This is a genomic window from Micromonospora yasonensis, from assembly GCF_026013475.1.
GTDB lineage: Bacteria > Actinomycetota > Actinomycetes > Mycobacteriales > Micromonosporaceae > Micromonospora > Micromonospora yasonensis.
In genome coordinates this window covers 1-14,563 of sequence record NZ_JAPDPH010000178.1, presented here as the reverse complement: position 1 = coordinate 14,563, position 14,563 = coordinate 1, and the positions used below count along the sequence as shown (strand labels likewise).

Genomic DNA, 14,563 nt, shown 5'->3' with positions numbered 1-14,563 from the left:
CGGACAAATGCCTGCCAGGGCGGGGAGAGCCGCTGTCTCCAGTATCCGGCTCGACTACGGTGGCTTCCGCGCAGGACTCATCGGCGCCACGCCGGCCGCTCGGCGTTGGTCACCGCCCGGAGGATCCACTCGACCGGGCCGTACCGGTGGGTCCTCATCCAGTGAGCGCTCAGTACCAGCTGCGCGGCGAAGATGCCGAGTGCGATGGCCAGTACGCCGGCCGGCGGTACCTGGCCGATCAGCCCGAGACCGAGCCCGGTGAAGATCAGAGCACAGATCAGGGACTGGCTCAGGTAGTTGGTCAACGCCATCCGGCCGGCCGGTGCGAGCGCGGCCGATATGTGACGTCCCGTCGGTGTGTGGAACAGACGCAGCATCGAGGCGGCGTACGCCGCCGCCAGGGCCGTGCCGGTGAGGGTGGCTAAGGCAAGGCCCTCGACCGTGGTGCGGCCGCCCAGGGCTACGACGGCAAACGCGCCGGCGAGACCAACCGGGTATCCAACGCGCTGGATCAGGCGCAGACCGCGAGTGTGTGCCGACACGTCGGCCAGCATCCGGCGACGGCCGGCGGCGAGCCCCAGAAGGAACATGGCCAGGGCGACCGGTCCTTGCAGCCTCGCCGTCCCGGCGATCATGTGCGGTATCGAACGGACGTTCTGGGCGATGACGGAGGCCGGTCCACCGGCCAGCGCCGCTGTGACGCTTTCCCCGGCCCTGAGGGCGGCCGACTGGTCGACCGACGGCACCTCCGCCAGGGCCATCGAACCGAAGAGAAGTACGACGACCCCCACGAGCAGGCCGGCCAGGATCACCGCCGTGCGCGGCCGGATCCGGTGTACGGCGAGCAAAACCAGCCCGAGTACGGCGTAGGTGGTGAGGATGTCGCCGTGGAAGAGCAGCACGGCGTGCAGGCCGCCAAGCACGAACAGGCCGCCCAGCCGGCGCAGGAACCGCGACCGGAAGGCGGTGTCCCGACGCCGCGCCGTGTCGAGTTGGAGCGTGAAGCTGTAGCCGAACAGAAACGAGAAGAGCAGGTAGAACTTCATCTCGAACAGCAGCGCCACACTGTCGCGGATCCCACGGTCAAGCCAGGAGGGGTACGCCGGGTCAGGGATGCGGGGAAACGCGTAGCCCGAGGCGAAGTACCAGATGTTGACCAGCAGGATGCCGAACAACGCGAATCCCCGCAGCGCGTCCACGTCCAGGATCCGATCGAACGCATCACTGCTCGGTGGCGTCCGAGTCATGGGCCTCTTTACCCCGGGGACAGCGGTGTTCACCACGGCCGAGCCACCCGTCACGCCGGGTCGGCCGTCCCGAATGATGTGGAACTCGTACGCTCGCTGAGTCATTGCGACTGCGGACGCCTTCCAGTGCCGTTTCAAAAATGAAAAGTTCGTTCATGGCGGGATGTCCTCAGTTGAGCGCGGAGGCCATCCTCTACGCCGTCTACGTCGAGCCGAATGTTTGGATGCGGTGCGGAGGGAGAATCACTATTCGGCATGTTTGGGCTGCTTTGCCGTTGCCGCCCCAGGCCGGGTAGAGACGGACGGAGTCGGATTGGCGGGAAAGTTCGATCACCTCCGGAACCGCTACGCTCCACGCGTGTCACCGTTGCTGATCGGTACGTGCGCGACCGCATGCGGCGTGGCCGGCCTGCTACTGCCACGGGCTGCCTATCGCTTCGCCGTACCGTTCGGTGAACCGCTTCGAGACATTTGTGTCAACTGCGGCGCCTCGCTGCCTTTGGGCACCCGCGGCTGGCTGTCGGTTCGATCGACCTGTCCGACCTGCGCGGCCCGGTTGGGGCCCGCGACGTGGGCGACCGGCGTGACAGCCGGGCTCGCCGGCGGGCTGGTCGCCGCCGCGCTGGGGCCGGTGGCCGTGCTGCCGCTCTTTCTCGCCGTGGCGGTGCTCGGCGTGTTGCTCGCCGCGATCGACATCGCCTGTCGTCGTCTTCCCGACACCCTGGTGCTGCCGGCCTTGGCGGTGACACCGGTCCTGTTCGCGGCCGTCGCCGCCGTGACTGGGCAATGGGGCGACTGGCTCCGCGCGCTGCTGGCCTGCCTGGCATCCGGTGTGGTCTTCATCGGGATGGCGCTGCTGCCCGGTGGCGGCTACGGGATGGGCGACGCGAAGGTCGCAGCCCTGCTGAGCTGGTATTTCGGCTGGCTCGGCTGGCAGGCCGTGCTGCTCGGCGCGTTGCTGCCGTGGCTGCTGAACGCGCCCCTGCTGCTGGCCCTGCTCGTCTCCGGTCGGGTGGGCTGGAAGAGCCATCTGCCGTTCGGCCCGGCCCTGCTGGCTGGTGGGCTGCTGGCCGTTTGCGTGGCGGCCTGGTAGCCGACCGGGGGCCGGCTCGGTCTGGCCGGTCGGCGTCCCCCTCCGGCCGTCGCGAGGAATGCAGCTAATCGAAGCTTAGTTTGGCGGCCCCCGCCGTGTTGACTGTCGCTGCTCGATTAGCGCGGCCGACCGCGCGGTGCGCGAGCGACTATTTGACGCCCGGCAGCGATTTCCGTTCGATGTGGACGGATGTGGAAGGGGACACATTCATGGTCAAGCTTCTGAGCAAACTGCGGCGCCGCGACGAGGGCGCCTCCGCCGTCGAGTACGGCCTTCTGGTCGCGCTGATCGCCGTCGTCATCGCGGGTGCCGTCTACGCCCTGGGCGGCGGCCTGAGCGACCTGTTCAGCAGCGTCAACGACTGCATCGGTGACGCCGCCAGCTGCTGATTTCGAGCGCTTGATGCCGAATTTCTCCGTGCGGTGTGGGGATGGGCGGGTGGTTGCCCATCCCCGCCGCTACGTGGACGATCGCGAGGCACGCGACAACCTCGACCGTGGAGCGATCTCGACGGAATAGGCGCTGTTGGCGGCCTTCATCGCTGTCGTGCGGCAGCGTCGATAGCGATATATGGCCAGAGGGTGCTCGGCCTCTTTGCGGGCGCGGTGACGAACATTCCTTGGGAAGGTTGAGATGCTCGTTGGTGAGGGCGGCGGTGGGCAAGGCTAGGCGGCCGCTGGACCAAGGCGCGGCGGCGGTGGAGTTCGCCCTGCTACTGCCGGTGGTACTGCTCATCATATTTGGAATCATCGATTTCGGTCGAATGCTCAACGCCCAGATCACGATCAGTCAGGCGGCTCGCGAAGGTGCCCGTGCCGCCGCACTGATCGACCAAGGCGCGGGTCAGGATAGGGTCGCGGCGGCCACGCGGGACAGCGACCTCGTCGACGCGGAAATCCGCGACTGTTTGGGCAGGTCCGGGCCGGACACGAACGCCTCGGCCGACGTCACCTACACCTTCTCCTACATCACGCCGCTTGGATTCATTATCGGCAGCGGCGGGACGACCCTGACCGCCAAGAGCGTGATGCCATGCGTACATTGAGCGATCAGTCGAAGTCCTCGGCGACCTGGCGCCCCGGCCGGGGCGGGATCCTCCGGCGGCTGCGGCGCGATGACCGCGGCGCTGTCGCCACCGTCTTCGGCGTCCTGTTCGCCGGCGGCGTGCTGCTCGGCATGCTCGCGCTCGTCGTGGACGTCGGCCAGCTCTATGTGGAGCGGGAGGAGTTGCAGTCGGGTGCGGACGCGGTGGCCATCGCCGCCGCGAAGTCGTGCGCCGCCGATGTGGCGACCTGCAATACGTCAGACCTCACCACCAAGGCGGGTCCGTTCGCTGGGGGGAACGCCAGGGACGGGGCCACCAACTTCACGATCTGCGGCTCCGTGCCCGACGTGAGCTCCAGCGTCGTGCCCACGTGCGACCCGGCGGCAGCTCCGCGGAACCTGACCCGCTGCCTCGACGGCGCGCCGCTGGCCGATGGCCAGCCCTACCTCGAGGTGCACACCACTACCGAGCAGCGCGACGGGTCGACCCTGCTGCCGCCGTCCTTCGCCAGGGCCCTGCTCGGTAACGAAGACTACCGAGGCAGCACGGTCGCGGCCTGCGCCCGGGTGACCTGGGGCGCGCCGAAGGCCGGCCTGGCGGTGACCTTCTCCAAATGCGAATGGGATGCCGCCACGAAGAACGGCGAGCATTTTCCGGCACCGCCGCCCTATCCGCCGAACGCGGAGCCGAGCCCCGCCGATGAATACGAGATCGTGCTGAGGACCCACGACGCCAAGGATCCGGACAGTCTCTGCCCCGACGAGAAGGGGCCCGCCGGCTGGGATCAGCCGGGCGGATTCGGCTGGTTGGACGACGGTGGTGACGGCGACTGCACCACCGAGACGTTCACCGCCGGTCCGACCGGCGTTCTCGAAAAGAACTGCACGGACGTGCTCAGGCCGATCACCACCGATGCGTCGGCGGCGAAGGTTCTCTACATCCCGATCTATGACACGGTCGAAGGCACCGGCAGTAAGGCTAGATACCACATCACCGGAATGGCCGCGTTTGTGCCGACCGGCTACTTCCTCGGTAATCCCGCCGCGAAGCGAAAGGCATCCTGGCTGACCGGCAAGGAGTATTGCAGCGGAGAAGACCGCTGCCTCTACGGCTACTTCGTGGACGTCCTGCGGCCGGGGCCGGTGGAAATCGGATCGCTCGACCCGCTCGGTGCCACCGTCATCTCCCTTATCGGCTAACTCGCCCGCCAGATCGAACAACCAGAAAGCCTCCCCTCATGACACGTCGGATCATCACCATCACGCTCGCCATCGTGATCGCCGCGATCGGTACCGTCGGCGTGCTCTTCTATGGACTGAGCGCGGACGCCCGGGCCCGGGCGCAGATCACCGACGCGGTAACGGTGATGGTCGCCAAGGCCAGGATCCAGGCGGGCACGACTGGCGCCCGAATTCAGGCCGAGCAGTTGGTCCGGACGGAGCGGATGCCGAAATCGTCGGTGCCCAGCGACGCCCTGGCAGTGATCGGGTCGGAATTCGACAAACTCGTCGTCACGTCGAATCTCGCCGAGGGGCAGATCCTGCTGAAGGCGAACTTCGGCCAGCCGAGCCAGGTGACCAGTGGGCTGGAGTTGCCGGACGGCAAGATGGCGGTGACGGTGCAGACCGGCGCGCCAGAGCAGGTCGCCGGATATGTGCGGCCCGGTTCCGACGTTGCGATCTTCCTTACGTACAAGCTTCTGGACAAGGCGGGCCAGGAGAGCAAGATCCAACGAACCCGGTTGCTACTGGAAAAGGTCCAGGTCATGGCCGTCGGCACCTACACCCCGCCACGCGACACCAAGGACGACACCACGACCAGCGAGACCGCGTCGTCCAGGAACGGGACCCTCCTGCTCACCCTCGCGGTGGATCAGAAGGAGGCGGAGCGCCTGATTCTCGGTCTGAACACCGGCAGCCTCTATCTCGGTCTGCTCACCGACGCGGTCCAGGTCAAGCCGGGCGGCGGCGTGGAGAACACGGACAAGGATTCCCGCGTGGACTCCATCTTCCAGTGAGTGCGGACGGAGTGAACCCATGACCATTCTGTACGAGCCGCAGCCCCGCGATGCCCAGCAGGTTGCTGTGCTGCTCGGCGGCGACGTACACCCGGCAGCGACGCGCCCGGACCTGTCCCGACTGCTCGCCGAACGTCCTACGGAGCAGTTGGTGGTCCTCGGGCCGGGCGTCGAACTGCGCGAGGCACTGGCCATCGCAGCCGACTACCGGGTCAGCCGCCCGGCCCTTGGCGTGGTGCTGATCCGGCTGATGGTGGACATGGTGCTGCTGGGTGAGGCGCTGCGCGCCGGCGTCCGCGAGGTGGTGCCGGTCGACGACAAGGTGTCGCTGCTCACCGCATGCGCCCGCTCGATCGACATCTCCCGGCAGATGGCGCCGGTCAGCCCGATGGTTCCGGAACAGGCCGGCCGCCAGCGGGAGGCCAAGGTGATCACGGTATTCGCGGCCAAGGGTGGCTGCGGCAAGACCACCATCGCCACCAACCTGGCCATCGCGCTGGCCGCCGGCGGCACCCACCGGGTCGGCCTGATCGACCTGGATCTCGCCTTCGGTGACGTGGCGATCATGCTGCAACTGCCGCCGCAGCGCGGCATCGCCAACGCGTCCGAGTTCGGTGCCGAACTCGACGAGCAGGCGCTGCGTACCCTCTTCACCGCGTACAGCCCCGGCGTGCATGCCCTGCTCGCCCCGCCCGGGCCGACCGAGGCGGAGCAGGTCTCCCAGCAGCTCGTCACCAAGGTGCTGGGCCTGGCCGGGGGGATGTTCGACTACCTGGTGATCGACACGCCACCACAGTTCAACGAACACGTGCTGGTCGCGCTGGAGCGGTCGCATCTGCACGTTCTGCTCACCACGCCGGACATCCCGGCCCTGAAGAACCTGCGCATCACCCTGGACACCTTCGACCTGCTGCGGCTTCCGACCGAACAGCGACTTGTGGTGCTCAACCGGTCCGACGCCAAGGTCGGATTGACCGCCGCCGACATCGAGCGCGTCATCCGGGTGCCGATCTCGGCGTACGTGCCGTCCAGCCGGGACGTCCCAGTCTCGATCAACAAGGGGATACCGATCGTGGCCGACAACCCGTCGCACCCGGTCAGCAAGGCACTGCGGGATTTCGCCGCTGGCCAACTGGGCGACACCACCGCCCACAAGCCCACCTCGCCGGGCTTGCGCGGCCTCTTCGGCCGGGGCGGTAAGCGATGAGCCTGACCGAGCGGATCGGCCGCCACCAGGGTGACCCCGGCGAATGGCGCCCGGCCGCGCGACCCCTGCTGACGGAGTTGCGTCGGCGCGTTCACCAGGAACTCCAGGAAATCCTCGGGCCCACGCTCTACAGCGAGCGCTCGACGGAGGTGATGGAGCGACGGGTACGCGAGACCCTGCAGGCGGTGCTCTCCCGTGAGGAGACGGCGCTGACCGGCGCTGACCGGAGCCGGATCACCGCCGAGATCTGCGACGACGTCCTCGGCCACGGCCCGATCGAACCGCTGCTGCGTGACCCGGACATCAACGAGATCATGGTCAACGGGCCGGACCGCATCTACGTGGAGCGCGGCGGGCGTATCTCGCCGGTGGACGCCGCCTTCCTCGATGAGGAGCACCTGCGGCGGATCATCGACAAGATCGTGGCGCGGGTGGGGCGGCGGGTCGACGAGAGCAGCCCGATGGTGGACGCCCGGCTGCCGGATGGCAGTCGCGTCAACGCCGTGCTGCCGCCGGTCGCCCTCGACGGGGCGAAGCTGACCATCCGGAAGTTCGCCGCCGACCCCTACGGCATCGAGGATCTGATCGCGTTCGGCACGCTGAGTCGGCCGGTGGCCAACCTGGTCGCCGCGTGCGTACGCGGTCGCCTGGACATCTTGATCAGTGGTGGCACCGGTACCGGCAAGACCACCACGCTCAACGTGCTGTCCCAGTTCCTGCCACCCGACGAGCGGATCATCACGATCGAGGACGCCGCCGAACTGCACCTGCACCAACAGCACGTGCTGCGGCTCGAGGCCCGGCCCCCGAACATCGAGGGACGGGGCGAAGTGACCATCCGGGATCTGGTCCGCAACGCGCTGCGGATGCGCCCGGACCGGATCGTGGTCGGCGAGGTCCGCGACGGCGCGGCGCTCGACATGTTGCAGGCGATGAATACCGGCCACGACGGTTCGCTGACGACCGTGCACGCCAACTCCCCGCGGGATTCGCTGTCCCGGCTGGAAACCATGGTCCTGATGGCCGGCATGGACCTGCCGATCCGCGCCATCCGCGAGCAGATCTCCTCCGCTGTCGACCTGATCGTGCACCAGAGCCGGCTGCGTGACGGCACCCGAAGGATCACGCACATCACCGAGGTCGTGGGGATGGAAGGGGACGTGATCAGCCTGCAGGACATCTTCCTCTACGACCACCGGGCGGGGATGGACGCGCACGGGCAGTTCACGGGCATGCTGCGCCCGACCGGCCTGCGCCCGCGCTTCGTCGAGAAACTGGCGGACGTGGGCGTCATGCTCGATCCCGCCATCTTCGGCCTCACCGCGCCCCTCCGATGACGGGATCGATGATCATCGTGAACAGTGCAAGTCGGTGGCGTGCCCGCAGCGCCGGTCTGATCGGCGTACTCGCTGCCCTGGCGGCGATCCTGGCGCCACCGCCCGTTTCCGCCGCTCCGGCCGGTAGCCTCGCGGTGTCCGGGCTGGCGGCGTCGCCGGGCAAGGTGCGGTTCCTGCTGGCGGCACGCGACCTGCCCCTCAACTCGGTGCTGGACCCGGCGACGGTACAGGTCGCGGTGGGCGACACGCGGCTGCCCGCCGCCGCGGACCGGGTCGACCGCTCGGCCGGCTCCTCGGCGGACCTGCCGCCGCGCGCGATGATGGTCGTCCTCGACGTGAGCGGGTCGGTGGCCGGCGCCCGGCTGGAGGCCGCCCGCACCGCCGCCCGTGCGCTGGCCGCCAAGCTGCCGGACGACGTACGACTGGGTTTGATCGCGGTCACGGACAGCCCGCGCCTCCTGCTCGCCCCGACCGACAACCGGGCCGCTTTCACCCGGGCGCTCGACAAGCTGAGCGCGAAGGGCGAGACCGCCCTCTACGACGGCGTCCTGCTCGGCCGCGACGCGCTGGAGAAAGCAGGATTTGGTCCGACCTCGGATCGGCGGATGCTGGTGCTCTCCGACGGTGCGGACACCGCTTCGACGGCCATCCGGTCCCAGGTGACCGAGGCCCTCGGCGCCAGCCGCCTACCCACCGACGTCGTGGCTGCGCAAGCCACCGATGCCGGACTGAGGAATCTGAAGGCGATCGCTCAGGCCGGGGGCGGAAACCTGCTCACCGCAGCCGACAACGCATCGCTGGCGCAGAAGTTCCGCGTTGCCGCGTCGACCTTCTCCGTGCTGCTCGCCGTCGAGGCGCAGGTACCGAACAGGCTGGCGCGGCAGAGCGGCGACCTCGCCGTGACGGTGACGGTCGCCGGCCAGCCGCTGGCCATCTCGGTGCCGGTGACGTTCGCCGATCCGGTGCCGGATCCGGCCGCTGCCGCACCGAGCCTGGCACAGACCGGCTTGCCGGCCTGGGCGATCTGGGTGGTTGCCGGGGTCTCCTTCGTCGGCCTGCTGCTGCTGGTGCTGCTGCTGGCCTGGCCGCGCTCGGCGGCGACCGAGGACCGGATCCGGCAGATCAGCCAGTTCGGGCCGGCCCGGGCCGAGCCGTCGCCGGCGACGCCGGAGACCGGCCCCACCTTCCTCACCAGCAGCATGCTGGCGGCGAGCGCCTCCGTGCTCCGATCGCGCGGCCTCGACGCCCGGATCAGCCTGCGGTTGGAGCAGGCGGGGATGCGCCTGCGCCCGCACGAGTGGGTGCTGGTCCAGGCCAGCGCGGTGGTGACCGGCGGGGCGCTCGGCGTGGCCGTACTCGGTTGGTTCGGACTGCTGCTCGGGGTGCTGCTCGGCTGGCTCGGCCCGCGGATCTACCGGTCGTTGCGGGCCGATCGCCGGACCCGCCAGTTCGTCGAGCAACTGCCGGACGCCCTGCAGTTGGTGACCGGTTCGCTGCGGTCGGGCTTCTCGCTCGGCCAGTCACTCGACACCGTGGTCCGCGAGGCGCCGAACCCGATCGCCGAGGAGTTCGGCCGCGCGCTGGCGGAGCACCGGCTGGGCGCCGACCTGGCCGACGCTCTCCTGCGGGTGGCGGACCGGACCGGGAGCGAGGACCTGAAATGGGTCGTCATGGCCATCCGGATCCAGCACGAGGTCGGCGGCAATCTCGCCGAGGTGCTGGAGACGACGGTGGACACGATGCGCGAACGCAGCCGTCTGCGGCGCCACGTCCGCGCGTTGAGTGCCGAGGGCCGGCTCTCGGCGTGGGTGCTGATCGGCCTGCCCATCGTGCTCGGCCTGTTCATGTTCACCATCCGCGGTGACTACATGCACCCCCTGGTCACCCATCCGCTGGGCATCGCGCTGCTGCTGGTGGGCGGGTTTCTGATGCTCGTCGGGATCTTCTGGATGGTCCGGGTCGTGAAGGTGGAGGTCTGAGATGGGCGGCATGGCCATCCTCATCGGGGCGGGCGCGGCCGTTTTCGCCGGAGTCACGCTCATCGTGGTCACGGTCGCCTCGGCCAGCTTCGACCGGGCCGGCGTGGCCAAGGGCCTGAGCGCCATCGACCAGGTCTACTCCACAGGGCGGGCCGGACCGGGCGATGAGGCGTTCAGCGAACGGGTGATCACACCGCTGGCCGCCGGGATGATGGGGTTCGGCCGCGCGCTGACGCCCGCGAACGGGATAGATCGGCTGCGGCGGTGGCTCGATTTCGCCGGAAACCCGGCGTACTGGACGGTCGACCGCGTCTATGAGGTCAAGGGGCTGGGGCTGATCGGGCTCGCCGTCTGCGGGGGCAGCCTGGGTACGCTTCTCGGCGGCCTACCCGCGGCGATCCTGGGGGGCGCGCTCGGCGCGGTGCTCGGGGCCTACCTCCCCGACTTGATCATCTATGAGCTCGGCTACCGGCGGCAGGAGGCGGTCCGGCGGTCGTTGCCGGACATCCTCGACACTCTCACGGTGAGCGTGGAGGCGGGGCTCGGCTTCGACGCCGCGCTGGCCCAGGTGACGCGTTACGGCCGGGGCCCGATGGCCAGCGAGTTCGCCCGTACCCTCCAGGAGATCCAGCTCGGTATGACCCGGATGGACGCCCTGCGGCGGCTGGCCCAGCGTACGAAGGTCGTCGAGCTGAAGACGTTCTGCGCACTCATGGTCCAGGCCAGTGAACTCGGCATCCCCATCGCCAAGGTGTTACGCGAGCAGGCCAAGGAAATGCGCGTACGGCGGCGGCAGCGGGCCGAAGAGTTGGCCCAGAAGGTCCCGGTGAAGATCCTTTTCCCGCTCGTGTTCTGCCTCTTCCCGTCGTTGTTCATCGTCGTGCTCGGGCCCGGCGTGATCAACATTCTGCAGAGCGGTCTGTTCCGGTGATCCGGACAACCGGACCGGTCATCGCCTCCGGGTCTCAGGCAGGTAAGGTCGCGGTCGTGAACTCCTACTGGCATGTCGTTCTGCCGCCGCTCTGCGCCTGATCGGGCGCAGACACTGAGGTGACTCCCTGACCCCTGCCCCCATGGGCGGGTCAGGGGCTTGTGGTGCGCCCGTTTCGGATCGAGTCCCAGACGCATTCGACGACGGAAGACCACGACTGTGCCGAATCGCCATTCTTCCCTGGCTCCCGCTTGCCCGGCTGCCGCCGGCCGGCGCCCCTCCCGCCCCGGTTTCCTGGGCGGCCCCGGACCCATCCTCGCCTCCGCCGTACTGTGGGGTACGACCGGGACCGCCAGCTCACTGGCGCCAGCCGGTGCACCGGCGGCGGCCATTGGCTGCGCCGGTCTCACCCTCGGCGGCATGCTGCTGTTCCTCAGCTCCCGCCGCGCCCGCTCGCTACCGATCGCCTGCACACGCCCCGAGCGGTGGCTGCTCGTCGTGGGTGCGCTGGCGGTAGCCGCGTATCCGGTTACCTTCTACCCGGCCGTGGCCCGGACCGGCGTGGCGGTGGCCACCGTGGTCGCCCTGGGCAGTGCGCCGGTCTTCGCCGGCCTGCTCTCCTGGCTCACCAGGCAAGCGCGGCCGACCGCACGGTGGAGCGGCGCGACCGTAGCCGCCGTGCTGGGCTGCACCCTTCTGGTGCTCGGTCCCCGGCTCACCGGGCACGCCACGCCCATCGCGTCGGCGGGGGTTGTACTCGCCGTGTGCGCCGGATTGTCGTACGCCGCTTACTCGCTGATCGGTGGGCGGCTCATCGCGTGCGGGCACCCTTCCGAGGCGGTGATGGGTGTGTTGTTCGGCGCAGCCGGGCTGCTCGTCCTGCCGCTCGTGTCGGTCACCGACATGCGCTGGCTCGCCACCACCCGGGGCGCGGCGGTGGCCCTGTACCTCGCCCTGGTCACCGTCTACCTGGCCTACCGGCTATTCGGACATGGGCTACGCCGCACTCCCGCGTCGGTGGCCACATCGCTGACTCTTGCCGAGCCCGCCGTGGCAGCGGTCCTCGGTGTCGCCGTCCTCGATGAACGCCTGCCGGCTGCATCCTGGTCCGGGATGATCGTCCTTGCCCTGGGCTTGCTCCTGCTGACCATGCCCGCTGGTGCCCGTCGTCAGGGTGACGATCCGACGCGCACGTATCCGACGGCGCCGCAGTGACGAGGTGGTGAACAGGGCCCTGCTACTGCCCACGATGATCGGCCAGGATCCGGCAGTCGTTTCCGGCGGCCGCGAGCAGGGCACCTGCCGTGTCGAGCCGGCCGACCGCGCGATACGTGGTGGCGAAGGCTTTCCATTGCAGCGGATCGACGGTCAGCACTGCCGCGGCGGGATGGTTCGCCAGGAGGTCAAGCCGGTCGGGGTCGGTGGCTGATCGGGCTGCCTCGGCCAGGCACATCACCGGTAGCCCGAACAGGCAGCCTTCCTCGGCAACGTTGGCGATCGCCTCGCCCACGGCGGTCGAGCCCTCGGTGAACGCGAGGATGGCGGAGGTGTCGAGGACGAGCCGGATCGGAAGGTCACGCGAGGCGGGGGCTGGCTGGGCTGGGCGGGCGGGTGGCGTGGACGAGTGGTGGCGGGGCCGGCGCTGCCCTGGGGTGCGCCACATGGGGTAGGTGGTGCTGCCGTCGGGGAGAGTGAATGGTTCGAGGGGGACATAGCCGTGCCGGGCGTACAGGTCTCGGTCAGCGGAGGTTGTCACCTCGGTGTAGGTGGGGAGCAGGGCCTGACCCATTCGAGCATTGCTGGTGGCGAGCAGGGCGCTGGCACGCCGGACCCGGTATGGCATTGGCGCGACGGTGAAGAACGCCAGGTGGTTGTGCGGGCCGTCGGGTCGGTGCGTGTGCAGAACATCGTCGAGGTGCAGGAAGCGGTCCACGTACTCGCCGCAGGCAACCGCCAGCCGCTCGCCGTACTCGGTCGGCGGTGAGACGGGGCCGTACCGGTGCAGCCAGACGGCGACGGCGGAATGATCCTGCAGGATATAGGCCTCGCCGAACAGCAGAGCGTGTTCGGTCCAGATGCGGACGACGGCGCTGACTATGTCCCGTCGACGGTGTTCGTCGGGGACGAGCCATGCGCCGATCGCGCTGTCGGCGAAGGGACCGGCGACAAGGTCCACGATGTGGGGAATGTCGTGCCAATGGGCGCGGCAGACGGGGAGATTGTTGATCACGCGGTTCTCCGGGTAGCAGATGCGGCTGGTCAGCGATGGCGGTGTCGACGGGCTGCGAAGACTTCTGGGACGTGCTGGCGCCCGGCACCGAATACCGGGACCGGACCCCAGGTGGCAGCGGCGATCACGACGTCTGTGTGAGGTGACCGGTCGTGGCTGTCCCCGCCTCAGGCGGGGATGGCCGGGGCTGCTCAGGCGGGTCTGGTGTCCGGTTGGCCGGAGCGGTCCGCGAGCTTCTCGCCTCGAGTGCCGTATCCGCTGAGAAGCCACAAGGCCGGCGCCCATGAGCGCGGCAAGGCCTCAGCCGGAAGTTCTTTGCCGGTGGCAGCGGAGCCATTGCCGGCAGCGCTGCCAGGAGTGCCAGGAGTCAACCCGAGGGCATGGATCGGGTCGTCGGGCCACTGCACGTGCGTCGTCTCGGCAGCGTCGGATGACCGCTGGTGAGGCTCGGCTGTCGCTGGCGTCCAGGCAGGCGACGGGGCTGCCGGGTCGAACGCGGCGATCGGCGGTACCGGCCGGACGATCGTGGTGGGGGTGGTGACCGCCGGGGGCTCATCCGCCGACGGCGGTGCGTTGACGGCGGGATCGGCGGGAGGCGTCTGCGGCGCGGCGGGGGAGCCGATTATCGGCTGAGTCAGGTCGAGGACCGGGCCCAGAGCGGGCTCCAGAACGTCGACGATCGGCTCGGTCACCGGCTGAACAACGCTGCCGACCGGCTCCAGCAGGCCCGTCCCGGCGATCTCCTCCACCACGGGCGACGCGGTGCCCGCAACCGGGCGCGTCGCCGAGGCGATTCCTTCGACGACCGTTGCCACGCCGCCGGTGCGGCCCGAGGCATCCTCGATCACCGAGCCGGTGGACGAGTACGGCCCACACGGCAGGGGGCTGTCGAAAAGGGTTCCGCCGGCACCGAGCAGGGGGCCGAGGGTGCAAGAGGCAGCGGGCTCGGCGGCCCGAGCAGCGTCTTCCGCAACCGCCTCGTGCAGGCCCCACACGCCGAACATGACACCGAACAGAAGAGCCGCGCGCAGCGCCCACCGAGCCAGCCGGCTTCGATACCGCAACAACAGGCACCTCCGATAGGGACATCGGTGATTGTGCCCGGCGTGACTATCTGGACACTCTCCGACACACCGAGAAGATTGACCTTCAGCGAAGGACCAGCAGCCGCACCGGCGGCAGGCGCCGCTGTGCGGCCGATGGTTGCCGCTCTTGGCGCTTTCGGTAGGTCCGTAAGGGGCAGCGGGTGGTGCCGCCCATCGCTAGGCTGGCGGGCCAACGCAAGTTGTGTTCCAACATCCTCACTCCTCTGACCCCCGCGAGGAATCATGGGCAGATCAATGCTGCGCCGGTTCGGCGCACTGCTGCTGGCTGGCACCCTGGCCCTGACCGGGCTGGCCACGCCGGCCCAGGCAGCAGACACCGGCTCCATCACGGGCCGGCTGACCGACGGCGGAGCCGCCCCCACCGGCGGCTA

At 69.2% G+C, this 14,563-nt stretch carries 13 protein-coding genes; 10 read left to right on the top strand and 3 right to left on the bottom strand.

The annotated features are described in order from the left end of the window. Nucleotides 1-77: 77 nt before the first annotated feature. A complete protein-coding gene (locus ONA70_RS27210; protein ID WP_265009336.1) occupies nucleotides 78-1,247 on the bottom strand; it encodes a DUF418 domain-containing protein in 1,170 nt (389 codons plus the stop codon). 358 nt (nucleotides 1,248-1,605) lie between these two features. Here ONA70_RS27210 and ONA70_RS27205 point away from each other — a divergent pair, with 358 nt between their 5' ends. From ONA70_RS27205 to ONA70_RS27160, 10 genes are all read left to right on the top strand, one after another. Beyond that, the gene (locus tag ONA70_RS27205; protein WP_265009335.1) at nucleotides 1,606-2,340 is read left to right on the top strand and encodes a prepilin peptidase; all 735 of its coding nucleotides are present in this window, start codon (nucleotides 1,606-1,608) and stop codon (nucleotides 2,338-2,340) included. Nucleotides 2,341-2,549: 209 nt separating this feature from the next. After that, nucleotides 2,550-2,729, top strand: coding sequence for a Flp family type IVb pilin (locus ONA70_RS27200; protein ID WP_265009334.1), 180 nt, complete (start codon nucleotides 2,550-2,552; stop codon nucleotides 2,727-2,729). A gap of 308 nt (nucleotides 2,730-3,037) precedes the next feature. Next, on the top strand, nucleotides 3,038-3,385 hold the full coding sequence (locus ONA70_RS27195; RefSeq protein ID WP_265009333.1) for a TadE/TadG family type IV pilus assembly protein: 348 nt from the start codon (nucleotides 3,038-3,040) through the stop codon (nucleotides 3,383-3,385). Next, the gene (locus tag ONA70_RS27190; RefSeq protein WP_265009332.1) at nucleotides 3,373-4,584 is read left to right on the top strand and encodes a Tad domain-containing protein; all 1,212 of its coding nucleotides are present in this window, start codon (nucleotides 3,373-3,375) and stop codon (nucleotides 4,582-4,584) included. Before ONA70_RS27195 ends, ONA70_RS27190 begins: the two co-directional genes overlap by 13 nt. A 38-nt stretch (nucleotides 4,585-4,622) precedes the next feature. Continuing rightward, nucleotides 4,623-5,402 (top strand): Flp pilus assembly protein CpaB, encoded by a 780-nt coding sequence (cpaB, locus tag ONA70_RS27185; RefSeq protein ID WP_265009331.1) that lies wholly within the window; start codon nucleotides 4,623-4,625, stop codon nucleotides 5,400-5,402. A 19-nt stretch (nucleotides 5,403-5,421) separates the two neighbouring features. Continuing rightward, the gene (locus ONA70_RS27180; RefSeq protein ID WP_265009330.1) at nucleotides 5,422-6,609 is read left to right on the top strand and encodes an AAA family ATPase; all 1,188 of its coding nucleotides are present in this window, start codon (nucleotides 5,422-5,424) and stop codon (nucleotides 6,607-6,609) included. Next, nucleotides 6,606-7,946 carry a CpaF family protein gene (locus ONA70_RS27175; RefSeq protein WP_265009329.1) on the top strand — a complete coding sequence of 447 codons (1,341 nt, stop codon included), beginning with the start codon at nucleotides 6,606-6,608 and terminating at the stop codon, nucleotides 7,944-7,946. The genes ONA70_RS27180 and ONA70_RS27175 overlap by 4 nt, the downstream gene beginning before the upstream one ends. Before the next feature lie 17 nt (nucleotides 7,947-7,963). After that, nucleotides 7,964-9,925: a type II secretion system F family protein gene (locus tag ONA70_RS27170; RefSeq protein ID WP_265009328.1), complete on the top strand. Its 1,962-nt coding sequence runs from the start codon at nucleotides 7,964-7,966 to the stop codon at nucleotides 9,923-9,925. Nucleotides 9,926-9,935: 10 nt separating this feature from the next. Then, entirely contained in the window at nucleotides 9,936-10,856 is a 921-nt protein-coding gene (locus ONA70_RS27165) for a type II secretion system F family protein (RefSeq protein ID WP_265009327.1), read from the top strand. 219 nt (nucleotides 10,857-11,075) lie between these two features. Beyond that, complete coding sequence (locus ONA70_RS27160) at nucleotides 11,076-12,071, top strand: DMT family transporter (RefSeq protein WP_265009326.1); 996 nt, start codon at nucleotides 11,076-11,078, stop codon at nucleotides 12,069-12,071. A 22-nt stretch (nucleotides 12,072-12,093) separates the two neighbouring features. Here ONA70_RS27160 and ONA70_RS27155 read toward each other — a convergent pair whose 3' ends face one another. After that, nucleotides 12,094-13,086, bottom strand: coding sequence for a hypothetical protein (locus tag ONA70_RS27155; protein WP_265009325.1), 993 nt, complete (start codon nucleotides 13,084-13,086; stop codon nucleotides 12,094-12,096). 191 nt (nucleotides 13,087-13,277) lie between these two features. Further along, on the bottom strand, nucleotides 13,278-14,150 hold the full coding sequence (locus tag ONA70_RS27150; RefSeq protein WP_265009324.1) for a hypothetical protein: 873 nt from the start codon (nucleotides 14,148-14,150) through the stop codon (nucleotides 13,278-13,280). Nucleotides 14,151-14,563 lie beyond the last annotated feature (413 nt).